This is a genomic window from Cucumibacter marinus DSM 18995 (assembly GCF_000429865.1).
In the GTDB taxonomy this organism is placed as follows: domain Bacteria; phylum Pseudomonadota; class Alphaproteobacteria; order Rhizobiales; family Devosiaceae; genus Cucumibacter; species Cucumibacter marinus.
Genome location: NZ_AUCR01000001.1, coordinates 203,025 through 227,106, shown reverse-complemented (window position 1 = coordinate 227,106; position 24,082 = coordinate 203,025). Strand labels below are relative to the sequence as shown.

25 protein-coding genes are annotated in these 24,082 nt (G+C 61.5%); 15 read left to right on the top strand and 10 right to left on the bottom strand.

Annotated elements, in window-relative coordinates; genetic code table 11:
- The first annotated feature begins 3 nt into the window (after positions 1-3).
- Together G489_RS0101245 and G489_RS0101240 are read left to right on the top strand one after the other, a co-directional pair.
- Positions 4-1,074 (top strand): CoA transferase, encoded by a 1,071-nt coding sequence (locus G489_RS0101245; RefSeq protein ID WP_029039980.1) that lies wholly within the window; start codon positions 4-6, stop codon positions 1,072-1,074.
- On the top strand, positions 1,074-2,237 hold the full coding sequence (locus tag G489_RS0101240; RefSeq protein WP_029039979.1) for a CaiB/BaiF CoA transferase family protein: 1,164 nt from the start codon (positions 1,074-1,076) through the stop codon (positions 2,235-2,237). Before G489_RS0101245 ends, G489_RS0101240 begins: the two co-directional genes overlap by 1 nt.
- A 12-nt stretch (positions 2,238-2,249) precedes the next feature.
- Here G489_RS0101240 and gcvA read toward each other — a convergent pair whose 3' ends face one another.
- Complete coding sequence (gene gcvA / locus G489_RS18610; RefSeq protein WP_051332182.1) at positions 2,250-3,200, bottom strand: transcriptional regulator GcvA; 951 nt, start codon at positions 3,198-3,200, stop codon at positions 2,250-2,252.
- Positions 3,201-3,381: 181 nt separating this feature from the next.
- Between gcvA and G489_RS0101230 the strand changes: the two genes are divergently transcribed.
- From G489_RS0101230 to G489_RS0101175, 12 genes are all read left to right on the top strand, one after another.
- Complete coding sequence (locus G489_RS0101230) at positions 3,382-4,002, top strand: glutathione S-transferase family protein (RefSeq protein WP_081691328.1); 621 nt, start codon at positions 3,382-3,384, stop codon at positions 4,000-4,002.
- A 28-nt stretch (positions 4,003-4,030) separates the two neighbouring features.
- Entirely contained in the window at positions 4,031-5,200 is a 1,170-nt protein-coding gene (locus G489_RS0101225) for a thiolase domain-containing protein (protein ID WP_029039977.1), read from the top strand.
- A 9-nt stretch (positions 5,201-5,209) separates the two neighbouring features.
- Positions 5,210-5,593 (top strand): Zn-ribbon domain-containing OB-fold protein, encoded by a 384-nt coding sequence (locus G489_RS0101220; RefSeq protein WP_029039976.1) that lies wholly within the window; start codon positions 5,210-5,212, stop codon positions 5,591-5,593.
- 190 nt (positions 5,594-5,783) lie between these two features.
- Complete coding sequence (locus tag G489_RS0101215) at positions 5,784-7,154, top strand: MmgE/PrpD family protein (RefSeq protein ID WP_081691327.1); 1,371 nt, start codon at positions 5,784-5,786, stop codon at positions 7,152-7,154.
- 96 nt (positions 7,155-7,250) lie between these two features.
- The gene (locus G489_RS0101210) at positions 7,251-8,270 is read left to right on the top strand and encodes an amino acid ABC transporter substrate-binding protein (protein ID WP_029039974.1); all 1,020 of its coding nucleotides are present in this window, start codon (positions 7,251-7,253) and stop codon (positions 8,268-8,270) included.
- Positions 8,271-8,482: 212 nt separating this feature from the next.
- Positions 8,483-9,502, top strand: coding sequence for an amino acid ABC transporter substrate-binding protein (locus G489_RS0101205; protein ID WP_029039973.1), 1,020 nt, complete (start codon positions 8,483-8,485; stop codon positions 9,500-9,502).
- Positions 9,503-9,602: 100 nt separating this feature from the next.
- Entirely contained in the window at positions 9,603-10,814 is a 1,212-nt protein-coding gene (locus G489_RS0101200) for an amino acid ABC transporter permease (RefSeq protein WP_029039972.1), read from the top strand.
- Positions 10,815-10,817: 3 nt separating this feature from the next.
- Positions 10,818-11,936, top strand: coding sequence for an amino acid ABC transporter permease (locus G489_RS0101195; protein WP_210162557.1), 1,119 nt, complete (start codon positions 10,818-10,820; stop codon positions 11,934-11,936).
- Positions 11,933-12,721 carry an alpha/beta fold hydrolase gene (locus G489_RS0101190; RefSeq protein WP_051332181.1) on the top strand — a complete coding sequence of 263 codons (789 nt, stop codon included), beginning with the start codon at positions 11,933-11,935 and terminating at the stop codon, positions 12,719-12,721. The genes G489_RS0101195 and G489_RS0101190 overlap by 4 nt, the downstream gene beginning before the upstream one ends.
- A gap of 99 nt (positions 12,722-12,820) precedes the next feature.
- The gene (locus G489_RS0101185; RefSeq protein ID WP_029039969.1) at positions 12,821-13,597 is read left to right on the top strand and encodes an enoyl-CoA hydratase/isomerase family protein; all 777 of its coding nucleotides are present in this window, start codon (positions 12,821-12,823) and stop codon (positions 13,595-13,597) included.
- Between the two features lie 26 nt (positions 13,598-13,623).
- Positions 13,624-14,316 carry a 3-oxoacid CoA-transferase subunit A gene (locus G489_RS0101180; RefSeq protein ID WP_029039968.1) on the top strand — a complete coding sequence of 231 codons (693 nt, stop codon included), beginning with the start codon at positions 13,624-13,626 and terminating at the stop codon, positions 14,314-14,316.
- A gap of 9 nt (positions 14,317-14,325) precedes the next feature.
- Positions 14,326-14,979, top strand: a complete 654-nt coding sequence (locus G489_RS0101175; protein WP_029039967.1) for a 3-oxoacid CoA-transferase subunit B — start codon at positions 14,326-14,328, stop codon at positions 14,977-14,979.
- Positions 14,980-15,005: 26 nt separating this feature from the next.
- Here G489_RS0101175 and G489_RS0101170 read toward each other — a convergent pair whose 3' ends face one another.
- The 3 genes from G489_RS0101170 to G489_RS0101160 form a co-directional block, all read right to left on the bottom strand.
- On the bottom strand, positions 15,006-15,392 hold the full coding sequence (locus G489_RS0101170; RefSeq protein ID WP_029039966.1) for a DUF302 domain-containing protein: 387 nt from the start codon (positions 15,390-15,392) through the stop codon (positions 15,006-15,008).
- Positions 15,393-15,485: 93 nt separating this feature from the next.
- Positions 15,486-15,794 carry a hypothetical protein gene (locus G489_RS0101165; RefSeq protein ID WP_029039965.1) on the bottom strand — a complete coding sequence of 103 codons (309 nt, stop codon included), beginning with the start codon at positions 15,792-15,794 and terminating at the stop codon, positions 15,486-15,488.
- Between the two features lie 107 nt (positions 15,795-15,901).
- Positions 15,902-17,827 carry a beta-N-acetylhexosaminidase gene (locus G489_RS0101160; RefSeq protein WP_029039964.1) on the bottom strand — a complete coding sequence of 642 codons (1,926 nt, stop codon included), beginning with the start codon at positions 17,825-17,827 and terminating at the stop codon, positions 15,902-15,904.
- A gap of 116 nt (positions 17,828-17,943) precedes the next feature.
- On the opposite strand from G489_RS0101160, the gene G489_RS0101155 reads away from it, so the two are divergent.
- Positions 17,944-18,432: a GNAT family N-acetyltransferase gene (locus G489_RS0101155; RefSeq protein ID WP_029039963.1), complete on the top strand. Its 489-nt coding sequence runs from the start codon at positions 17,944-17,946 to the stop codon at positions 18,430-18,432.
- Between the two features lie 9 nt (positions 18,433-18,441).
- Here G489_RS0101155 and G489_RS0101150 read toward each other — a convergent pair whose 3' ends face one another.
- Genes G489_RS0101150 through trpE form a run of 6 tightly spaced genes read right to left on the bottom strand, consistent with a single transcriptional unit; the run spans position 18,442 to position 24,081 of the window.
- The gene (locus tag G489_RS0101150) at positions 18,442-19,641 is read right to left on the bottom strand and encodes a molybdopterin molybdotransferase MoeA (protein WP_029039962.1); all 1,200 of its coding nucleotides are present in this window, start codon (positions 19,639-19,641) and stop codon (positions 18,442-18,444) included.
- On the bottom strand, positions 19,638-20,126 hold the full coding sequence (gene moaC, locus G489_RS0101145) for a cyclic pyranopterin monophosphate synthase MoaC (protein WP_035871124.1): 489 nt from the start codon (positions 20,124-20,126) through the stop codon (positions 19,638-19,640). The genes G489_RS0101150 and moaC overlap by 4 nt, the downstream gene beginning before the upstream one ends.
- Entirely contained in the window at positions 20,116-20,934 is an 819-nt protein-coding gene (gene trpC / locus G489_RS0101140) for an indole-3-glycerol phosphate synthase TrpC (RefSeq protein ID WP_029039960.1), read from the bottom strand. Before trpC ends, moaC begins: the two co-directional genes overlap by 11 nt.
- The gene (gene trpD, locus G489_RS0101135) at positions 20,931-21,950 is read right to left on the bottom strand and encodes an anthranilate phosphoribosyltransferase (protein ID WP_029039959.1); all 1,020 of its coding nucleotides are present in this window, start codon (positions 21,948-21,950) and stop codon (positions 20,931-20,933) included. The genes trpC and trpD overlap by 4 nt, the downstream gene beginning before the upstream one ends.
- 13 nt (positions 21,951-21,963) lie before the next feature.
- Positions 21,964-22,560 (bottom strand): anthranilate synthase component II, encoded by a 597-nt coding sequence (locus G489_RS0101130; protein WP_029039958.1) that lies wholly within the window; start codon positions 22,558-22,560, stop codon positions 21,964-21,966.
- A 12-nt stretch (positions 22,561-22,572) separates the two neighbouring features.
- Positions 22,573-24,081: an anthranilate synthase component I gene (gene trpE, locus G489_RS0101125; RefSeq protein WP_029039957.1), complete on the bottom strand. Its 1,509-nt coding sequence runs from the start codon at positions 24,079-24,081 to the stop codon at positions 22,573-22,575.
- Between the last annotated feature and the right edge of the window lies 1 nt (position 24,082).

The following is a 24,082-nucleotide window of genomic DNA, read 5'->3' as shown; positions in this document are numbered from 1 at the left end:
CCCATGCTGCATGCCACCAACTATACCCTGCTCGAGGCGCCAACCCCCGATTGTCCTTTGCCGTTGCGCGTTGCCATGGCGATGACCGGCCGCATTGCTGCGGATTTGGGGGCGAACGTCCTCAGGGTGGAGGGTGGTTGCGGTGATCCGTTGCGATCGGTTGGCGCGCAGGGGAACGATGACGGCGCGCTTTTCAGTTTCCTTTCGGCCCGCAAATCAACGCTGCACATGGCAGAAGTGTCCGGTAGCGCCCTCATGGCTATAGCGGCAGATACCGACGCCGTAATCACCAACAAGGGTCTTGGCGGCGAAGCGCTCGCGCTTCCCAGCGATATCGTGGTCGAGCTGAGTTGTTTCGCCAATGATGATGCGCGCAAGGCCAGTGAGTTCACGGTCGCGGCACTGGCGGGCCTTCTCTCAATGGTGGGCGATCCTGACCGGCAGCCGCTGCGCCTTGCCGGTCATCAGCCGGCCTACGCCCTGGGACTTTCAGCATTTCTGGGGCTTTCGTCCGCCCTGTTCGGCCGTGAGTTCGGCGAGCGCGCCGGTCAGCGGGAGGTCGTGCGAGCCAATTTGATGGATACGATTGTCTGGCTCAACTGGAAAGCGATCCCGATGCCGGGCACTGACGCTGAGCCCCTCATGCGGGCGGGCACAAGCGGCGAATGGCAAGTCGTGCGATGTGCTGATGGTTATGTTGCCATCGTCTATCAGGAAGCCGACTGGGAGCGTCTGTGTAAGGCTTTGAACGACCCGAGGTTAAGCGATCCGGCTCTCGCCTTGCGTGCAGATCGATTGCGCGCATCCAAAAGGGTTGCGGCGCTGATCGAGGACAACTTTACCGACATGTCTCGCGCCGATATCCGGCGTATGGCGCTGGATCATCGTCTGCCCCTCGGTCCTGTCTGGAGCCCCGAAGAACTGTTCGATGACCCTCAATGCACCGAGCGAGATTTTTTCGCCGCAGCCCAGATCGGGTCCGCTCGTGTGCCTGGTCTGCCTCTGCTGATGAACGGGAAACGGCCCGGTCCCGATACCGTTGACGCGGCCATAATCGGGCGTGCGACTCGCTGATGGGTGTTCTCAAGGGTTGCCGTATCCTCGATCTCGGCATCATCACGGCAGGCGCCGCCACTTCCGCTTTGCTGGCCGATTTGGGCGCCGAGGTGATCAAGATCGAATCGCCCAGCTATCGTGATCCCTTCCGGGCCTGGATCCCGGACGGTCCAGCGATGTCAGAAGGCGCGATGTCACCGTTTTTCCGGGCCACGAACCGCAACAAACGTGGGCTCAGCCTCGATCTAAAGCAACCCGCTGGCCGAAAAATCATGCTGCGCCTGGCGGCCAGCTCTCATGGTCTGGTCGAAAACTTCCGGCGCGGGGTGCTGGAGCGCCTCGGCCTTGGATATGAAACGCTCGCTGGCGTTAATCCCGGATTGGTGCTGGGGTCAATCTCCAGCCAGGGCGAGACCGGCCCGGATTCCCATTACGTATCCTACGGCTCAACGCTTGAAGCGGTGGCAGGTATGGCCTGGCACACGGGCTATGATGGCGATGCACCCGTGGTCAGCGGGCGGGACGTCAACTACCCCGATCAGGTTGTTGCGATATTCGCGGCATCGATGATCGTGTCGGCGCTTCATGAGGCGCGCGCAACCGGACAGGGCGCTCACCTCGATCTCTCGCAGCGCGAGCTGACAAGCTATCTCATTGGCGAAACGTTCATTTCGGCCAAAGATGAAGCCGCGCCCAGAATCGGCAACGCGGACGCGCCCTATCTGGTGCAGGACTGCTTTCGATCGGCCGATGGTGAATGGGTCGCGGTGTCGCTGGAACACAGAGACCGCTCGAAACTCCATCAGTTGATCGGAGCGCCTGAAGGTGCTCACGCACAGCAATGCCGGCAGGCCCTTTTGGACTGGATTGGAGCGCGGCAGGGTCACGAAGCGGTCGCGTTGCTCGTGGATGCCGGGATTGCCGCTGCAACGGCCATGACCGGCGATCGCCTGATGAGTGAAACCGCCCGATTGTGGAATATGGCCATTATACCGGGGGGCGATGACGGCGGCTGGTTCAAGGGCTTTCCCGTCCAGCTTGTCAATCAGCCGCTCGCGATCGATCGCGACGCGCCGGAGGTTGGCGCCGACAGCCGAACTATTCTGTCTGAATTGGCGGGCTACACCGACCCGGAAATCGATCAATTCGCCGAGGAAGGCGTAATTGAACTGGCGGACTGAACGCCGGCGGCGCTATCCCGACAGAGCGGTCACACCGGGCTTTATCGTGTCTTTGTGGGCCTGAGCGTAATCCTCGGCCTGCCCGAGCACCCAATCTCGGAATTCACGGACCCGCGGGTCGTTTTCCGCGTGATCGGCATAGGTCAGGTAGTAGGCCTCACCATTGTCGAAGACAAAGTCGAAGGGCGTAACCAGCCGTCCGGTCTCCAGATCGTCGACGATCAGCGCCATTTGGCCCATGGCTACACCCAGCCCTTCCTTGGCCGCCTGATAGGCAAGGCTTGAACTCTCGAAACGCAAACCGCGTTCCGGGTCGACTTGAGCTGCGCCTGCCGCCTCGAGCCAGTCAGCCCAGTCATGCGGGCGCGCAAGCGAGTGCAGGAGCGTGTGCTCGTTGAGATCGTGGACAGCGCCGAGCGGAAGATCTCCATCAATCAAAGCCGGCGCACAAACCGGGACCAGCGCGCTGCCGGCCAGCCGGTGCGCGATCATGCCCTGCCAGTCTCCGCGTCCCATCTGGATAGCGACATCCACATCGCCACTTTCGAGCAGTGTTACCGGCAGAGGCGCCAGGGAGGTCGTGAGCTGAATTTCGCGTTGCGGATATAGCCGGTGAAACAGGGGCAGGAGCGGAACCAGCCAACGCAAGGTGAAGGTCATGGCACAGTGAATGCGCAACGGGCGTTCGCGCCGCGCTGTCAGCAGCCTTTCGGTGGCGGAGTTCACCCTGTCGAACACATCCGTCAGGGCGTGAACGTAATCCTCCGCCTCTTCTGTAATTCGCAGATCGCGGCTGGTTCGTTCGAACAGTTCAAGCCCGAGATAATCCTCAAGCAATTTGATCTGCCGGCTGACTGCGCCGGGGGTGACGTGAAGCTCTTCGGCGGCGCGTGTGAAGCTGACATGCCGGCCCGCGGATTCGAAGGCGCGCAGGGCATTCAGCGGAGGAAGACGGCGGCGCATGGAAGGCTCCATTGTGATCAAAACTCAATAAAGCGTATGATTTGATCGTTTGACGGACAAGCTATTAAGTGAGCATTTTTTGGGCGTTACTGGAGGCGTGCGGGCATGAGGGGTGCCGCGCGGACCGAGTTTATTTCAACTGGGCATTCGGAGTATTCCGGATGGGGCGGGGGCAAGGTTCATGATGAAGCTCTATCACTCCACGCGCTCGCCTTATGTGAGGAAGGCGATGATCGCGATACACGAGGCCGGGCTCGCACATGAGGTTTTGCTCGAAACCATGCGCGTGTCGCCTTCTCGCGACAATCCGGCGCTTTTTGCAGTCAACCCGCTCGGCAAACTGCCCACGCTTGTGCTGGACGATGGCACCGCAATCTTCGATTCAACCGTCATCGTCCATTACCTTGATGTAGTCCGCGGGGACGGGCATCTGCACCCCGACGATCCCGATGCGCGATTTCAGGCGATGCGTGACCACGCCATAGGCGAGGGGCTGATGGGCCTGGTGGTCGATTGGTATTCGGAAAAATTTCGGGACCCGGCCGCCGACACCAATGAGCGCTTCCGGCTCTATGATCTTCGGGTCCGGCTGACCCTCGATGAGCTTGAAACGCAGGCCTCGCGATTGGCCGACACCCGCTTCAACATCGCCCATATCGCGATCGCCTGCGCGCTCGGCTATCTCGATTTCCGCTTCGACGATCTCGATTGGCGGGCCGGGCGGCCTGCGCTGGCCGAACTGGGTGACCATCTCAATGCGCGGCCCTCGGTCGCCGCCACCAAACCATACGACGACATTTGATTATCTTGAGACCTTGGGGGCCTCGTTTATGAGCATTCGCGGCAAGGCATGTATCGCCGGCATTTATGAACATCCTTTGCGCAAGGCGCCGGACAAATCCGTCGCTCAGCTTCATGCGGAAGTGGCGCTGGGAGCGCTGGCGGATGCCGGCCTGACGATTGACGATGTCGATGGCTATTTCTGCGGTGGCGATGCGCCGGGTACTGGTCCGCTTTCGCTCATAGACTATATGAACCTCAACGTCCGCCACGCCGATTCATCGAATATCGGCGGCGCATCCTACATTCTGCATGTGGGGCACGCGGCCGAAGCGATAGCCGCGGGCAAATGCGACGTCGCGCTGATCACGCTGGCCGGGCGGCCACGCTCGGAAGGTCTGTCCAAGGGCATCGTCCCGCGCACCGACAACCCGGTGCAGCCTGATTTTCCCTGGGAATCGCCGATGCGCATGACCACGGTCAATGCCTATGCCATGTGCGCCATGCGCCACATGTACGAATACGGCACCACCTCGGAACAACTGGCCTGGATCAAGGTTGCCGCGTCCCATCACGCCCAGCACAACCCCAACGCGATGCTGCGCGATGTCGTGACGGTCGAGGATGTGGTCAATTCGCCGATGATCGCAGATCCGCTCCACCGCCTCGATTGCTGCGTGGTGTCGGATGGCGGTGGTGCGCTTGTGGTGGTCCGCCCGGAAATCGCAAAGGAACTGAACCGTCCGAAAATCATGGTTCGGGGCGGCGCCGAGGCGGTCAAACATCAGTCAGGCGGGACTTTTGACCTGACCTGGTCGGCCGGTGCGCTTTCCGGGCCGAAAGCGTTCGAGGAAGCCGGGATCACGCCTGACGACATCAAATATGTCTCTGTCTATGACAGCTTCACCTACACCGTCCTCACCCAGCTCGAAGATCTCGGATTTTGCGAGAAAGGCAAGGGCGGCGCTTTCGTCTCGGACGGCAATCTGATCTCGGGTGTCGGCAAACTGCCCTTCAACACCGACGGCGGAGGATTGTGCAACAACCACCCCGTCCATCGCGGCGGCATGACCAAGGTCATCGAGACCGTTCGGCAGTTGAGGGGAGAAGCGCACCCCGCCGTCCAGGTGCCTGGCTGTGACCTGGCGCTCGCGCATGGCACGGGCGGCAATCTCGGCACCCGTCACGGGGCCGCCACACTCATTCTCGAACGGCAGTAGGAGGCGGCGATGGCCGATTTTTCCGATTTGATGATCCACCATCCCGAAACCGCCGAATTCTGGCAGGCGCTGGAGGAAGGGCGGTTCCTGATCCGGTTTTGCGCCGATTGCGAGAAAGCGCACTGGTATCCGCGCGCAATCTGCCCGCATTGCCACAGCGCCCATACTGAATGGCGGGAGGGAAGTGGCGAGGGGAACATCTACTCCTACTCGGTCATGCGCCGGGCGGAGACGCCCTATACCATCGCCTATGTGCGGTTGGACGAAGGCCCGATCCTGATGACCAACATTGTCGACAGCGATCTGGAGGCAATCACCGTCGAGCATCGCGTTCGGCTGGCTTGGGGACACAAGGTCGACGGTCAGACCATGCCGATGTTTGCACTTTCCTGATGCCGCGTCCGAGCTGCCATAACGGTCAGATCAGCCAGGAAGGCCGCACCAGCAGACGGTTCGGGCAAATCCGGTTGCCTTTAGCGCCGTCCGGAATGTGAGCGAATCTCACAAAGGCTTGCAGTTAACTCGTTTGCTTGAATTGCCGGCCTTGTCGATCATCTGAACCACGTTGAGTACAGGGGAAATCATGCCCGCACCGCTAACCAGAACCTTGGCCGGTTTCGTATCCGGTCTCCGCGACGATCACATTCCGGTCCTCGCCACAGAGGCGATATTGACCGGGCTGACCGATGTTGTGGGGGTGATGTTCGCGGGCGTGAATAAGCCAGTTTCCAAATACGCGCTCGCCTTCATCGGCACCCGAGGCCGGGTGGATGGGGCACGGCTTCTACTCGGTGACCAGCGCGCATCCGCCAATGAGGCAGCATTCGTCAACGCGGCAACACTGACCTCCGTCGTGTTCGACGATGTTGCCTTTGGCGGTTGCCACACCAGTGGCATTCTGATGCCTGCGATTTTCGCCGAAGCAGAAGCGATTGGTGCCAGCGGTGCCGATGTGATCCGCGCCTATGCCGCCGGCTACGAGGTCTGGGCCCGCCTCGCGGAGCGCGACCCCGACAGCTACGCCTCCAAAGGCTGGCACGCGACGGCAAATTTCGGCGCCTTCGCCGCAGCGGCGGCCCTGTCCAGTCTTCACCGTCTCGATGAGGACGCCACACTGCGCGCATTGGGCCTTGCCGCGTCAATGACCGGGGGTACCACCGCAGCTTTTGATACCGACGCAACACCGGTTCAGGTCGGGCGCGCCTCGGCTGCCGGCATCATGGCCGTGCGGTTGGCCATGTCGGGGGCGACGGCGCCCGCCGATGCCCTGGAACGGCCTGGCCGGGGCATGTTGGTAGCGCTGTCGCCCAACGGCCGTGTCGATCTCGACACGCCGGTCACCGATCTCGGTATCAAGTGGCGACTGGAGACCATTGGCATTCACTGCAAGCAATATCCTTTCGGCAACATGATGCAGCGCGCGCTCGATGGCATTCTCGACCTCGTGCGCGAACACGATGTCAGACCCGATCAGGTTGCGCGCGTCGAGGCGCTATTGAGCGAGGCCCAGTTCGAGGTCGTCTCCAAATCGCCCTCCGTCACCAGCTTTGTGCCCGGGTTTTCGGTCGGCCTCGCCATGTCGGCGGCAATCATCAACCGGCGTGCCGGCTTTGAGGAACTTCAGCCAGCATTCTACGAGCGCAGCGATGTTCGACAGATGATGGACAAGGTCGAGATGAAGGCCGATGCCGCCATCCCGGCCGACAAGACGCCCAATCTCGGTTTTTCCGGCGCCGTGCGGCTTCATCTCAAGGATAGCCGCGTGCTTGAAAGCGAACCTGTCACCTATGCCCGCGGACACTGGACACGGCGCATGAGTGCCGATGAGCGCAGGGCCAAGTTCCTGGCCTGCAGCGCCGATCATCTCGGCGAGCAAGCTGCCCACCGGCTTTTCGATCAGCTTTGTGATCTTGGGAGCGTACGGGCGATCTCGGATTTGAATACGGTGCCATAGAACGCCGGAGCCGGCATGCGCAGGGAGGCGCGGGCCGGCAGTCGAAACGACGCAAGAACGATAATCAGCAAGAAAGATAACCAGGAGGAGGGAGTTATGTTTCGTCAATTGTCGGGTGCGGTGGCTGCTGCCGCGCTCATCCTGACGCCGTCACTTGCCCATTCGGGGGAAACCCTGGATGCGATCAAGGACAGAGGTGTCATCAAATGCGGTCAGGGCACTGGCTCCATCGGCTTTGGCTACGCCAACGACGATGGCGAGTGGGTCGGCATGAACGCCGATTTCTGCCATGCCTTTGCCGCAGCCGTTTTCGGTGACCCCGCCAAGGTCGAATTCGTATCCCTGACGGCGCAACAGCGATTTGCGGCGGTGCAGACCGGCGAAGTCGATTTGATTTCGGGCAACACCACCCATACGCTGAGCCGCGACACGACGGTGGGCCTGAACTTTGCACCACCTTTCATGTATGACGGCCAGGGTCTGATGGTGCCCAAATCGCTCAACGTCACCAGTGCACTCGATCTCGACGGCGCCACGCTGTGTCTGCAGCCTGGCACCACCACCGAGCTCAACATCACGGACTTCTTCCGCAAGAACGGCATGACCTTCACACCGGTGGTGATTGAAAGCGTGCAGGAAGTCCGCGCGGCCTTCTTCTCGGGTCGATGCGATGTCTACACCACAGACGCGTCCTTGCTGGCCGCCGCCCGCGTGGCATCCCCGGCACCGGATGACTTCATGGTCCTGCCCGAGCGCATCTCCAAGGAACCGCTGGCCCCGCTGGTACGCCACGGGGATGACGAGTGGTATGACATTGTCAAATGGACGGTGAACACCGTCATTCAGGCCGAGGAATACGGCATCACCCAGGCTAATGTGGACAGCTTCCTCGAATCCGAGGATCCGGCGATCCGCCGCTTCCTGGGCGTGGAACCTGGTCTCGGTGAGGCGCTCGGCCTTGACGACAAATTCGCCTACAACGTGATCAAGGCGGTCGGCAATTACGGTGAGATCTACGAAAAGTGGGTCGGGCCCGACTCCGTTCTCGAGCTCGAGAGAGGTCTCAACAACCTGTGGACCGAAGGCGGCCTGATGTACGCCCCGCCGTTCCGTTGATCGGCGACACGTGACCTGAGTGCCGGCGGCAGCCGATGCCGCCGGTCCTGGCGGGCCTCTTGGGAAACCGCAATCGCAATGCCCGGACCCGCATTCCGCCCGAGATCGGGCGCACCCGATTCTCTGCATTTCCGACAGCAATGCCGGAGGCGCCAAGCCGGTGCTCAACACCGGTTCTGCATAGCCAGGCCAGGCTTATGGAGAACACAACAATGAAGACCAGATATTACCTTCCGGTCGCAGCGGCCTTTTTGGTCCTTGCGCCCGCTATTGCCCAAGCCGGGCAAACCTTCGACGCCGTGAAGGATCGAGATCTTGTCCGCTGCGGCACGCCGCAGGGTACCGTCGGTTTCGGTTATCCGGATGACAGTGGCAGCTTTATCGGGATGAACCCCGATTTCTGCCATGCCTTCGCCGCGGCAACGCTCGGCGATGCCAGCAAGGCCGAGATGGTCTCGCTGACGTCCCAGACGCGGTTTCCGGCCCTTCAGACCGGGGAAATCGACGTGCTGATCTCCAACACAACCAACACCTTGACCCGCGATGCAACGCTCGGGATCAATTTCGGTGCCACCAATTTCTATGACGGGCAGGGGATGATGGTCCCCAAATCGCTCGCGATTTCTTCGGCAACCGAGCTCGACGGCGCGACTGTCTGTGTACAGCCGGGCACGACCACCGAGTTGAACCTCAACGACTACTTCCTCGCGAACAACATGACGTTCAACCCGCTCGTCATCGAAAGCGTGGCGGAGGTGCGAGAGGCATTCTTCTCAGGACGGTGCGATGTCTATTCAACGGACAGTTCGTTGTTGGCGGCCGCGCGCGTGGCGTCACCGGCACCCGACGACTTCATGATCCTGCCCGAGCGTATCTCCAAGGAGCCGCTGGCACCGCTGGTCCGTCAGGGCGACGATGAATGGCTCGATATTGTTTCCTGGACGATCTACGCCACCATGCAGGCGGAGGAATACGGGATCAATCAGGCCAATGTTGACGACTTCCTTGATTCCGATGACCCGGCGATCCGCCGCTTCCTCGGTGTAGAACCCGGCCTCGGCGAAGCGCTCGGGGTCGATGACAAGTTCGCCTATAATGTCGTCAAGCAGGTGGGCAACTACGCCGACATCTACAATCGCTGGGTTGGACCCGACACCGCGCTCGAGCTCGACAGAGGGCTCAATGAACTGTGGACCAATGGCGGGCTGCTCTACAATCCGCCGTTCCGTTGATCCGCAATGATCACCGGTGCGCAGACTTCGGCTTTGCGCACCGGTCTGAAACACGGCGCTCAAACGTCACAACTCACCAAGACCGGGACCTTCAGGCGCCATGACGCAACTAACCGGATCAGCAACGCCCCTGCGAAACCAGCCACGGCGCGGTCAGCGCCACGGCCTTTGGGGGTTCTGGTACGACGAATTTATCCGCTCCCTGATCATCCAGGCGCTGGTTTTCGGCACGGTCGTGCTGGTCTTCGGCTTTTTCGCCAAGAATGCCATCGACAACATGAACCACGTTGGCATCACTTCGGGATTCGACTTTCTTTCGCGGTCAGCGAATTTTGCCATCGGCGAGTCGATGTTCGAGTACCAGTCTTCGGACAGCTACGGCCAGGCCGTCCTCGTGGGGCTTGCGAACACGATCAAGGTCTCTTTTCTCGGCTGCGTCTTTGCCACGCTCATCGGCACCGTTCTCGGGGTGATGCGGCTCAGCACCAATCCGCTGTTGCGCGGCCTCGTTCAATCCTATGTTGAGACCATCCGTAACATCCCGCTGCTTTTGCAGCTGTTTTTCTGGTACGCGATCATCCTCAACCTGTTTCCCGGTCCGCGCGTGGCGCTCAACCCCTTGCCGGGTACGTTCTTGTCCAATCGCGGCATCGTCGTGCCGGCGCTGACCTGGTCGAACGGATGGCTGTGGCTCATCGGCTTCGCGCTGATGGCCGCCGGCGTTTTTGCCGTGTACATGATCAATCATCGTCACCGCGAAAGAACAGGGCAGCAACGCCGCACCTGGCCGATCAACCTGGCCTTGATGATTGGGGTGCCAGCCGCTCTTCTGCTCTCCGGGCAATGGATCGGCATCGAACTGCCCGCGCTTTCCGGATTCAACTTCAAAGGTGGCGCGACCCTGTCACCCGAATTCGCAGCACTCCTGATCGGGCTGACGCTCTATTCCGCGGCGCTCATTTCGGAGATCGTCCGCTCCGGCATCCAGTCTGTGTCGGCCGGCCAACGCGAGGCGGCCTATTCGGTGGGTTTGAGCTGGAGCCAGACCATGCGTCTTGTGATCCTGCCGCAGGCCCTGCGTGTTGTCGTGCCGCCGATCACCTCGATCTATCTGGCGCTCACCAAGAACTCGTCGCTTGCCGTTGCCATCGGCTATCCGGATCTCGTCAGCGTCGTGAACACGACAATGAACCAGACCGGGCAGGCGGTGGAGAATATCGCCATCCTCATGAGCGCCTATCTGACCCTTTCGATCGGGATCTCGCTGTTCATGAACTGGTACAACGCCCATGTGGCGATCCGGGAGAACTAGGTAATGAGCAATCGGCCAATCGCCATGGTCCGCGAATCGCTGGTTCCTGAAATGCGTCCTCCTCCCAGCGCCGTCGGCTTTGGCGCAAAGGTTCAGCGGGCATTCTTTTCGAGCTGGCTGAACACCTCGATCACCCTGGTTTGCCTTGTTGCCATCGGGTTTGCGGCAAACTTCATCCTCAATTGGGGTATCCTGAATGCCATCTGGGTGGGCGATGGTGAGACCTGCCGCGCCAACGCGCATGCCGGCGCCTGCTGGGCTTTTGTCTGGGCCAAAATGCGCTTCATGTTCTTTGGTTTCTATCCGCCGGAAGAGCACTGGCGCCTGATCCTGGTCATGGTCATCACGCTGGCCATACTCGTGGCATCGGCACAGCCCCGGTTCTGGAAGCGCTGGCTGGCTTATGCCTGGCTGACCGCGGTGCCCGCGGTCTTCATCCTCATCAATGGCGGCATCCTCGGTCTCAGCTATCAGCCTACCCGGGTCTGGGGCGGCCTGCCTTTGACCCTGCTGCTGGCGGTGGTGGGGCTCGCCTTTGGCTTTCCGCTGGGCATTTTGCTTGCGCTGGGGCGCCGGTCGAAAATGCCGCTGATCCGCAATCTTTGCGTCCTCTATATCGAAACGCTGCGCGGTGTGCCGCTGATCACCATCCTGTTCATGTCCTCCGTCCTGTTCCCGCTTTTGCTGCCCGAGGGCGCGGTGGTCGACAAGCTGCTGCGCGCGCAGGTTGCACTGATCATCTTTGCCGCGGCCTTCATCGCCGAGGTTGTGCGCGGCGGCCTGCAGGCTTTGCCCAAGGGGCAGTACGAAGCCGCGGATTCCCTGGGCCTCGGCTATTCCCTCAAGATGCGCAAGATCATCCTGCCTCAGGCGCTCAAGGTCGTCATTCCGGCGCTCGTCAATATCGCTATCGGTTTCTTCAAGGATACATCGCTTGTCATCATCATCGGGCTGTTCGATTTCCTGACCACCGTCAAAGCCACGCTCAACGACGGGGATTGGCTCGGAATCCATATCGAAGCCTATCTCTTCGCGGCGCTCATCTATTTCATCTTCTGCTTCAGTTTTTCACGCTATTCCATTTGGCTGGAAAAGGAAGTTGCGCCGGAGAGGATACGTTGAGCGGATCGCGCACCCGGTATTTCGTCGAGTATCGCGACGATGTCCGCATTGACACTGTCGCTGAAGGTCAGGGCGACCTGATCGTGGTTCTGCCTTCGGCCAATCGCGCCTCCACCGACATGGATGATTTCGCCACCCTTCTGGCGGGGCAAGGGTTCCGGGTGCTGAGGCCTCAACCGCGCGGCATGGAGCGAACCAGTGCGCCGCTTGAAGGGATGACCCTGCGCGACCTCGCCGACGATGTGGCTGCTGTCATCGAGCATGAGGGGGCGGGCCCCGCCATCGTACTCGGTCACGCCTATGGCAACTGGATTGCCCGGATGGTGGCCGCTGCGCATCCGGGGGCGGTACGCGGAGTGGTGCTGGCAGCCGCCTCATGCCTCGCTCCGCCCAACTGGGTTGTCGACTGCTTTCGAATTCTGGTTTCGCCTCAGGCGACACACGATGATCGCCGCGACGCCCTGCGCAGGGCGTTTTTTGCACCTGGCCACGATCCGGAGATCATGGTGGAGGGCTTTCACCCCGCGCTTATCGGCTTTTATGACGCCGCCAATCGCGCAATTCCCAAACAGGTTTGGTGGCCGGCCGGATCGGCGCCCATTCTCGATCTGCAGGGGGCTCTGGACCCCTGGCGCCCGGCCGACACCCGCAACGAAATTCGCGATGCGCTGGGCGACCGCGTCACCATTGAGGTGATCGCCGGGCTCAGCCACGCGCTGATGTTGGAGGAACCCGAGCCTGTCGCGCAGGCCATCCGGCAGTGGGCCGACGACCTTGATGCTTGAGCATAGTTCAACCTTCGGGCCGGTTATCTCGTTTGACCAGATCATGGCGCACAGCGGAAACTCCACTCGACATTCAACAGCCATCGGGACGCCATCAAGGTGACCACAGCACTGGACATCGCTGACGGCATTGCAACGGTCACGCTCAACCGGCCCGAGGCCCTGAATGCCATCGATCCGGAAACCCAGAGCGAGCTTGCGGCCATCTGGGCGCGGATCGATAGCGACCCGGCCATACGCGTGGGGATCGTCACCGGTGCCGGGAACAAAGCCTTCTCGACCGGCGCCGACCTCAAAAAGACCCGGCAAGCCGATGCGCCCTTCGCCGCATCCATCTTCGGTGATGAGCCAGATTTCAACCCGGTCGACGGGATGGACATCGCCAAACCGATGATCGCGGCCATCAATGGCTACGCGCTTGGCGGCGGTCTCGAAATGGCGCTTGCCTGCGATATCCGCATCGCCAGTGAGAACGCCCGCTTTGGCCTGCCCGAGGTCACGGTCGGCACCATACCGGGTGCAGGTGGCACGCAGCGCTTCGCCCGCATTGTCGGGCAGTCCAATGCCATGCGAATGCTCCTCACCGGCGACATCATCGAGGCGGATGAAGCCTTGCGGATCGGGCTGGTGAGCGCTGTGGTGGCGCCCGGCCAACTGATAGGGGCTGCACGGGATATCGCCACCCGGATCGCGGCGAACGCACCACTTGCGGTCCGTGCAGTCAAACGACTGGCATTGGCCGGAGCAGACATGTCTCTCGACGCTGGTCTCATGGCTGAGCGGCAGGCCTGGGGCCTGATCCGTGATACTGAAGACAGGGCAGAGGGCAGGGCGGCCTTCGCCGAAAAACGAAGCCCGGAATTCAAGGGGCGCTAGGCGTCCCGACACCAAACGGAAGACTGATGATCAACAAGCAAGTCGCCTCGATGCAAGAGGCCATGGCCGGAATAGCGGACGGCTCCAGCGTTCTCGTCGGCGGGTTCGGCGCGGTTGGCCAGCCCAATATTCTCATCGAGGCGCTGGCCGAACACGGCGCGCGTGATCTTACGATCATCGCCAATAATGCCGGTTTTGATCCCGATATCGGCCTTCCCGTGCTGATGAAGCGCGGCCTTGTCCGCAAGATCGTCTGCAGCTTTCCCCGCGGATCGAGCGTCTTCGACGAGCTTTATCAGGCGGGCCGCATTGAGCTTGAAGTTGTACCCCAAGGGACGCTTGCCGAACGTATCCGTGCCGCAGGGGCGGGTATTCCGGCGTTTTTCACGCCAACATCGGCGGGCACCCAGCTCGCCCGTGGCAAGGAGACCCGCGAAATCGACGGTCGCACCTATGTGCTCGAACATGCCTTGCCGGGCGATGTCGCTCTGGTCGAAGCCTGGAACGCCGACCGTTGGGGCAATCTGACTTATCGCGGCAGCGGACGAAACTTCAACGCGGTCATGGCGATGGCGGCAAAGTGCACCATCGTTCAGGCACAGCACATCGTCGAGCTTGGTGCGATTGAGCCTGACGACGTGATGACCCCTTCGATCTTTGTTGATCGGGTGATCCACCGACCCTGCGGCGATCCGCCAATCGCCGCCATCGCAAGCTGAGAGGCGATCATGACCGACACCATTCAACGCCTCTCCAAGCCCGACATGGCGCGCCGTGCCGCCGCTGATATCCCTGAGGGCTGGTATGTCAATCTCGGTATCGGCCTGCCGACCATGATTGCCGACAGCATCCCCGATGGACGGGAGGTGATCCTTCATTCTGAGAACGGCATTCTCGGCATGGGACCGCTGGCGACGGCCGAAAATGTCGATCCCTGGATGGTCAATGCAGGCAAGCAGAACGTCACGCTCGTCAAAGGCGCCGCGCTGTTCCATCACGCGGACAGCTTCGCGATGATCAGGGGCGGACATATCGATTTATGTGTTCTGGGCGCCTTCGAAGTCGCCGAGAATGGCGATATCGCCAACTGGACGACATCGCAAAACGACAGGGTTCCGGCGGTCGGCGGCGCCATGGACCTTGCGGCTGGCGCCCGCAATCTCTGGGTGATGACCACTCACACCACAAAGACCGGCGAACCCAAGCTTGTCGAGCGTTGCACCTACCCTTTGACGTCCTCAGGCGTCGTCAACCGCATCTACACCGATCTGGCCGTGATCGAGGTCACTGCCAGCGGTTTCGAGGTCATTGAGATGGTGGACGGCCTGTCGAGGGATGAGTTGCAGTCAAAAACCGGCGCAGGATTGACCTTCAGGGCGTAAGGAACCCCGCGCCGGTAGGGCCGGGGTCAGATGTCGGCCACGGCCAGTTGCAGCATGTCACGGACCTGCCCGGCGATTTCGCCGAGGGCCGGGTTGTCGACGGCCTGCATGGAGGCGACAGGGTCGACCGCGCTGACCTCAATGGCGCCGCCCGTATCGCGAACGATCACATTGCAGGGCAGCATCGCACCGATCTTCGGTTCTGCACCGATCGCCTTGAACGCCATCGGCGGGTTGCAGGCCCCCAGAATGAGGTAGGGCGGCAGATCCTCGTCGAGCTTCTTCTTCATCGTCGCCTTGACGTCGATTTCGGTCAGCACACCGAATCCTTTGCCGGCCAGGGCCTCGCGGGTGCGGGCAACGATGTCGTCGAAATCTTCGCCTTCAAAACGGCGGTCAAAGCTGTAGCCCATCGGGAATCTCCTCTACGGTTCCCGATGAATATTAGGATTTTCTAATATAGGTTCAAGGGCCGAAACGAAATTTCGAACCCTTGTGAGGTGGGGTCAGGCGTCCGAAGAGGGCTGCCTGCGCAGATCGACTTCCGCGGAAATGACCAGCATGGCCGATTTCCAGGCGACGAACGCCAGAATTGGCACGATGATGACGCCGCCGGCCACGTCCATCCAGAGGTTGAAATGCATCATGCCGGCCATGGCCCATCCGGTGGCCATGACCACCATCCACAACAGGCCATTGATGAACAGGATGATGCTCGCAACGGTCACATAGAAGCCGAAGTCGAGCTTGGGCGTCGCCTGACCATTTGTGGTCGGGACGTTTTCAACGCCGTCGGGCGCAGGAATTTTATTCATGAGAGTATCCGGATCACGGAGGGCACCGCGCCGTCCGCTGGTTTTGCTCTGCGCCCGGATTGGGGCAAATCGAGGGCCGGATCTTCCGGCCCCCGATCGCTGCGTCACTATAGCACCGGCATCAATCGGCAAGTGGCGGCAAAGCGCGGCCAGTCCTTGTTTTCGCGCTCGGTCCAGCCCGCTTCGGCAACCGCCGAAAGGCGCGGATAGACCATGTGGTTGAACTGGTGCCGGTTGTTGATGGTCTCCGACCACATGCAGCACTGCACGCCTTTGAGCTTATGGGCCAGGTGCTCTGGGAACTCACCGGCGGCCTCATAGGTATAGGCGTGTTCGGGCGAGGACAGCCCGGCCCAGCTCAGCCCCGGTTCCATCCAGGCTTCGTCCTGGGCCATGTCGAGATAATAGGCCTGTCCCGGTGCCATGACGACGTCATAGCCTTCCGCGGCGAGGTCCGGGCCCTTTTCGGGCTTTTGCCAAGCCACCAGCAAACTGCCTTCGCGCTCAATGCCGCCGCCATGGGAGACTTCGTCCCAGCCGGCAGTCTTTTTGCCGAGCTTCTTGAGCATCACCTGTGTCTTCTTGAGGAAGTATGATTGCAGCGCGGAGGTGTCCTGCAGCCGTTCCTTCTGCATCAACTCACGGGCTTTGGGCGATTCCATCCAGGCCGTGTGCTCGACCTCGTCGCCGCCAAGATGAATATGCGGGGAGGGGAACAGGTCCGCCAACTCGGTCAGAACCTTTTCCATGAAGTCGTAGCTGGCCTCAACGCCCGGATTGAGAGAATTGTTGGGATAGCCTTGGACCGAATAATAGGCCGCCTCCGGCTCACCGGGATCGGCCAGTTCGGGATAGGCCGAAATCGCCGCATGGCAATGCCCAGGCACATCGACTTCCGGCACAACTTCGATGCACAGGCTGTCGGCCTGCTCAACGAGGGTGCGGATCTCGTCCTGGGTGTAGAACCCGCCCGATTTTTCCATACCGGCGCCAAATTGCGGCAGCACCGGCCCGTCGGCACTGGCGAAGGCTGCGGTTTCGGTCAGCTTGGGCAGGGATTTGATCTCGACGCGCCAGCCTTCGTCGTCGGTCAGATGCCAGTGGAACACGTTCATCTTGTTCCAGGCGAGAATGTCGACGAACCGCTCGACCCAGTCGATGGGATAGAAGAAGCGGGAGACGTCGAGATGCGCGCCCCGCCAGCCATAGCGCGGCGCATCGCTAGTTGTTCCGGCAGTCGGAAAGGCGAACTTGCCCGGTTCCTTGCGCGCACCCGCCAGCATCTGGCACAGCGCGATCAATCCATATTGGAGACCCGCACGCGCCGCGCTTTCGAGCGTGGGGCCGGTATCAGCAAAGGAGAGACGATAGGCTTCCTCGCCGAGATCGGCAGCGGTTTTGAACGTCACGGCATAGCCGCCGTCAAAGGGCTGCGTCGCGAGCAGATCTGGCATGTCCGGGAACAGGCGCCGCGCCAGTGCTGCGACCGTCGCCAGTGGGCGCTCGACGTCCGGTGAGGTTCCCTCAGCCGGGCAGATCGCGACCGGCAGGTCAGAGGTCGTCCCCGTGATCTCGATGGCATTCGGCCAGGGAATCAGCGAAACGGGCACGGTGACATTTCCCTCGGGAATGAGGACGGGCGCGAAGGGCGCCGCACCGCCGCCATGGATCAGATCGCCCGTGGTGACTGCTTCGCGGCCGCCATCGGCGAGTTCGATCCAGCCGCTGCGCGCACCGTCGGAACGGTGCTTGGGCGGCAACATCAGATCATAGATCTTGAACTCCCAGTGCTCGCCGGGCTGAAGGGAAACTGGGCCATTAACGGGCGCGTATTCAAGAAAGCTGCCGACCCGGCGCTTGATCTCGCCACCTTCGCACCGATGTTCGGGTTTGGGGAAGGCGATGGCGGTCATACACAGCGATGAAATGGATTTCGGTTGAGCGGTGGCATTGGTTAGTGTGACTGTGTAATAGCCGTGGTCCGGTGCATCGGGGTCCCAACGCATGTCCAGGCGGCAATGATCGAACGGCATGAATTACCTCGGTCTGGGATCGGTCTCACAATAAAAAGCCGGCGGGCGCCGGCAGCTCTCAAACAGGCGGACGCTAGCACAGTCATCTCGCCGCGCGACACAAGGAAAATGGATTCATGCCCGATATGTTGGTGCCGCTCTATCGATCCGGCGAATGGAAAGACCGCAAGGCTGCGCTGGCCGAAAACGGCATCGCGATCCGCAATGCGATAGCGCCAGAGAGGGCGCCCGTCGTGAAGTGGATCTATGAACGGTTCGGCGATCGTTGGGCCTCGGAAGCTGAATGCGCATTCTCGAAGACGCCGACGACCATTCTGGTGGCCCAGAGAGGCGCGGAGATGCTGGGCTTCGCGTGCTTCGACACAACGGCGCTCGGGTTTTTCGGCCCGACTGGCGTCGACGAGAAGCAAGAAGGGCAGGGTATCGGCACAGCATTGCTGATCGAAACCCTGAAGGCCATGCAGGCACGTGGCTATGCCTACGGTGTGATCGGCGGGGCCGGTCCGGTCGGCTTCTACGAACGGGTGGTCAATGCAATCGCGATCCCCGATTCAGTGCCCGGCATCTACGCCGACATTCTGCGCCTTCCCCAGGATGCAGAATAGCTGACCTCTTCAGTGCGAAGGATTCAGCTCGATGACTGATACAGGGGTGCCCTCGGGCATGCCGGGATCATCCTCGGCCTGCACGATCAGGCAGTCTGCGGCTGCCAGTGAGGTCAGATGAGCACTGTCGGTTTGCAGGAGCGGTTCGACGGCAAGTCCGTCTGCAGTCTCGACAGTGCGGGCCCGGAGAAAGTGCCGGCGGAAACCGTTTGCCGGAAGGTCTCCCGTCAGGGGCAACCTGCGCTGCCCATCCCGCGGTGCTGGTGATCCAGCCAGCGCCCGCAACGCCGGAATGGCTGCGACCCTCGCGGTGACCAGCGCAGAGACTGGGTTTCCAGGCAGGCCGAACACCAGCTTGTCCCCGAGATTGCCGACCATGAGCGGCTTGCCCGGCCGCATTTTGAGCTTCCAGAAGTCGAGCGTCACTCCCGCCGATTCAAGCGCGGGTTTCACAAAGTCCCGTTCCCCGACGCTGGCGCCGCCAATGGTGAAAACCACATCTGAGAGAGAAAGCGCGCGTTCGATGGCCTCCTGCAGGACAACGGGGTCGTCCTTCACGATTCCGAGGTCGGCTATGTGGGAACCGAAAGGGCGCAACAGCGCCGTCAACGCAAGCGCGTTGGAAGCCACGATCTGGTCGGGTCCAGGTCTGGTACCGATTGGCACGAGTTCGTCGCCGGTCGAGATGATCGATATCCGCGGCAGGCGGTGAACCGTTGCCGTGTCATGGCCGGACGCGGCCATCAGCGCCAGGCCCGCCGGGCCGAGCAAGGACCGGGCGTCAATCAGGGTATCGCCTTCGGCAAAATCACTCCCGCGCCGGCGGATGTTCTGGCCGACGCTCGGAGCAGCATCGAGCCGAACGGAATCCCCGTCGGCTTGCACCTTCTCCTGCATCACCACGGCATCCGCGCCATTCGGAACCGGCGCACCGGTAAAGATACGCACCGCTTCCCCCGGGCCTACTTCGCCTTCGAATCCTGATCCAGCCTCAGAACGGCCAATCACTCGAAGGGGCGTGTCCGCCTGGTCTTGGGCCCGCACCGCGTAGCCGTCCATTGCAGACGCATCGAAGCGTGGGTTGTCGAGGTGGGCGGACACGGGGCCGGTCAGAAAGTGGCCTGCCGCATCCGCGAGCGGGACGGTCTGTGCGGGCAGGGGGCGCGCCAGCCTCAGAATACGGTCAATGGCCTCATCGACATCGATCATTTGCCAGACACGCGCTGGAAATCGCCGGACTTGCCGCCGGATTTCTGTTCGAGTTGCACGGGGCCGATCACCATCGCCTTGTCGAGCGCCTTGGCCATATCATAGAGCGTCAACGCGGCAACAGAAGCCGCAGTCAGCGCTTCCATCTCTACACCGGTTTGCCCGCGCGTTTTGACAAGGGCCGAAATGGCAAAGCCGTTTTCGGTCGACTCGATGTCAATTTCAACTTTGGTGAGGGGCAGGGGATGGCAGAGCGGGATCAGATCTGAGGCTTTTTTGGCAGCCATGATCCCGGCCAGCCGGGCGGCGCCCAGCGCATCGCCTTTCTTGAGGTTGCCGTCGCGGATGGCGCGAGCAGCCTCCGCCGACATCGCAATGCGAGCGGTCGCGATTGCCTTGCGTTCGGTGACGTCCTTGCCGCCTACATCGACCATGTGGGCGCTGCCGTCCGGTCTTAGATGCGTAAGTCCGCTCTCATCCGGCATGGGCCGCTTCTGCCTCGCCATTGAGCAGCACCCGCGTTGCCGCCTCCACATCGGGCTGCCGCATCAGGCTCTCGCCTACAAGGAATGTCTGAACGCCGCAATGGTCGCGCAGGGCAGAGATATCTCCAAAGGAGAAGATCCCGCTTTCGGACACGAGCAACGTGTCATCATCGACCATATCAGCCAGGGCGAGCGTCGTATCGAGCCGGGTTTCGAAGGTCCTGAGATCGCGGTTATTGATCCCGATCAGCGGTGCCTCGAGTGCCAGCGCGCGCTCCATCTCGGGGGCGTCATGCACTTCGATCAGTGCGTCGATGCCCCACTCATCGGCAGCCTCCATCAGCCGGCGCGCATCGTCGTCATCGACGCTGGCCAGAATGATAAGAATGGCATCGGCGCCCCAGGCGCGTGCTTCGGCGACCTGATAGGCCTCGAACATGAAGTCCTTGCGCAAGGCCGGCAGACCGGTCGCGGCACGGGCCGCGGTCAGGAACTCCGGCGCGCCCTGGAAACTCGGGGAATCCGTCAGTACGGATAGACAAGCCGCGCCGCCCGCCTGATAGGCAGCGGCGAGGGCCGGGGGATCAAAGTCTTCCCGGATCAACCCCTTGGAAGGACTCGCCTTTTTCACTTCCGCAATAAGCCCGATTTCTCCGTCTGCACGCTTGTTGCGCAGGGCATCCAGAAAACCGCGCGGCGCGTCAGCGTCTTTGGCGCGAGCGGAGATCTCTGCCATCGGCACAGCCGACTTGGCCGCCTCGATCTCCTCGCGCTTATACGCCTCGATGCGGGAAAGAATGTCGCTCATTGCGCCGCATCCTGGGAGGTCGAAACCAGGCGTTCAAGGGTGAGCCGCGCCGCGCCCGTATCGATCAGGTCAGCGGCGAGCGCAGCGCCTTCGCTCAAGGAGTTGACTTTGCCCGCGATCAATAGCGCGGCGGCAGCGTTGAAAATCACGATATCCCGGTAGGCGTTGCGTTCCCCATCAAGGATCGCGCGCAACGCAGCCGCATTTTCTTCGGGCGTGCCGCCCTTGAGGTCGCTCAGATCGGCGATTTCAATACCGATATCGGCAGGTGCGATCTCGAATTCGCGCACGGCGCCATCCTCGACCGCGGCGACCTGGGTAGGGCCGGTGGTCGAGATTTCATCGAGGCCGGAATGACCGTGGACAACCCAGGCACTGGTCGCACCGTTCTCCAAAAGGGCGTCGGCAACGGGCCGCACCCATTCAGGCGCAAACACACCGAGCAGAAAGCGCTTCACGCCCGCCGGATTTGATTGTGGCCCGAGCAGATTGAAGATGGTGCGGATACCCATTTCGGCCCGCACGGGACCTACAAACCGCATCGCGGGGTGATGGTTGGGGGCAAACATGAATCCGATGCCGGCCTCGCGGATGCAGCGCGCGATTCCTTCGGCCGGCAGGTCGAGCTCGACGCCCAGCACTTTGAGGGCCTCGGCAGATCCTGAATTCGAACTCAGCGCGCGATTGCCGTGCTTCGCGATGGGAACGCCGGCAGCCGCCGCGATGAATGCGGTTGCTGTCGAGATGTTGTAGGTCCCCGAGCCGTCGCCGCCCGTGCCCACAATATCCATGGCGTCATCCGGCGCATCGACCGGGATCATCTTTTCGCGCATGATCGCGACGGCACTGGCGATTTCGCCGGCGGTCTCGCCCTTGGTGCGCAGGCCCATGAGAAACGCGCCGATCTGTGCCGGGGTCGCTTCGCCGCCCATGATGGTGGACATCACCGCGCGCATATCGTCGGTGGACAGTTCTTGACCCGCCGCGATGGCGTTGAGGGTGGCGCTCATATTCATGGCCAATCTCCCGTCAGGCGGCGTGGGCGGTGTTGAAATCGCCGGCCAGCTCCATGAAGTTTTTGAGGATCTGATGTCCGTTCTCGGACGCGATGCTTTCGGGGTGGAACTGCACGCCGTAAAGCGGTTCCGAGATGTGTTCGAGCCCCATGATCAGACCGTCGTCCGAAGTCGCAGTGACGATCAACTCCGCGGGCAAGCTCTCGCGTTCGACGGTCAGCGAATGATAGCGCGTCGCGACGAAGCCGTCATTGAGCCCCCGGAACAGACCGCGCCCATTATGGCTGATCCGGCTGGTCTTGCCATGCATGAGCTTTGGCGCGCGGATGACCTTTCCGCCAAGCGCCTGGGCGATCGACTGGTGTCCGAGACAGACCCCCAGGATCGGAATGCGATTGCGAAAGCGCGAAACGAGATCGAGGCAGATACCGGCCTCGTTCGGCGTACAGGGGCCTGGCGACAGCACAATGGCTTCGGGCGCCATCTCGGCAATATCATCCAGAGCGATCTTGTCGTTGCGTTGAACAACGGGCTCCGCACCCAATTCCCCGAGGAAATGCACGAGGTTGTAGGTGAAGCTGTCATAGTTATCGATGAACAGGAGGCGCATGGCCCAATCCCCTTATTGCCCGACCCCGGCCTCACCGGCATAGCGTAGCGCTTCCTCGGCGGCGCTGAAAAGGGCGCGGGCCTTGTTTTCGCATTCGAGCTGCTCAAGTTCCGGCTGACTGTCGGCAACGATCCCGGCGCCCGCCTGCACATAGAGCTTGTTGTCCTTGAGGATCGCGGTGCGCAGCACGATACAGGTGTCCATCCACCCATCGGCCGCGAAATACCCGACACACCCGGCATAAATGCCGCGGCGGTCGCGTTCGAGCTCGTCGATGATCTCCATGGCGCGCACCTTGGGGGCACCCGATACCGTGCCTGCAGGGAAGCCCGCGGTCAGTGCATCGATCATGTCATATTTCGGATCGAGCGCGCCCTCGACGTTCGAGACGATGTGCATGACATGCGAATAGTACTCGAGGAAGAATTTGTCAGTGACCTCGACCGTACCAATCTTGGCGACCCTTCCTACGTCGTTTCGACCCAGATCGAGCAGCATCAGATGCTCGGCAAGCTCTTTTGGATCGTTCAGAAGTTCCTCGGAAAGTTCCTTGTCGCGCTGCGGGGTGGCGCCTCGTTTGCGGGTGCCCGCGATCGGGCGGACATTGACCTTGCCATCGCGAACGCGCACCAGGATTTCCGGGCTCGAGCCGGCAATCGAGAACGCGCCCATATCGAGGAAATACATGTAAGGCGAAGGGTTGGTGCGCCTGAGTGCCCGATAGAATGACGAGGGCGGCAGCGTGAATTCGGTCTCGAAGCGCTGGCTCAACACGACCTGGAAGATGTCGCCGGCGCGGATATAGTCCTTCGCCTTTTCGACCATCCCGAGATACTCGTCGCGCGGCGTGTTGGAGACGGTCTTCAGCGCAGCGATGTCGGGCAGTTCTGGCGTGGCGCCAGTCGGACGTGCCAGCCGGGCAATCGCATCATCGATACGGGCGAGGGCGGCTTCCTCGGCTTGTCCGGCGGAAACGCCATCACGCGGTCTGACCGGTGTGGCAAGATAGAGTTCGTCCTTGATCGTGTCGAAGACGGCCACAAGCGATGGACGCATCAACATGGCCTCGGGCACGCCCAGCACATCCGGATTGCTATCCGGCAAATCCTCCATCTGCCGCACCATGTCATAGCCGAGATAGCCGAACACGCCTGCGGACATCGGCGGCACGTCATCGGGCAGATCGAATTCGGAGGACTTCAAGACGGCGCGAATGGCATCCAGCGGGGCCTCGTTCATGGGGACGAAGGCATCCGGATCCCGGTCAGGCGTCTCATTGATCTCCGCCTTTCCGTCGACAATGCGGAAAAGCAGGTCCGGTTCGACCCCGATCATCGAATAGCGGCCACGGACATTGCCGCCATGCACCGATTCGAGCAGGAAGGTGTATTTGCGGCCCTCCGCCAGTTTCAGGAGCGTGCCGACCGGCGTTTCCAGATCGGCCACGACACGGCGCCACACCAGTTGGGCGGCGCCGGCGTTATAGGCGGTGGCAAAGTCTGCGTCGGCGCCGGCGGTCACT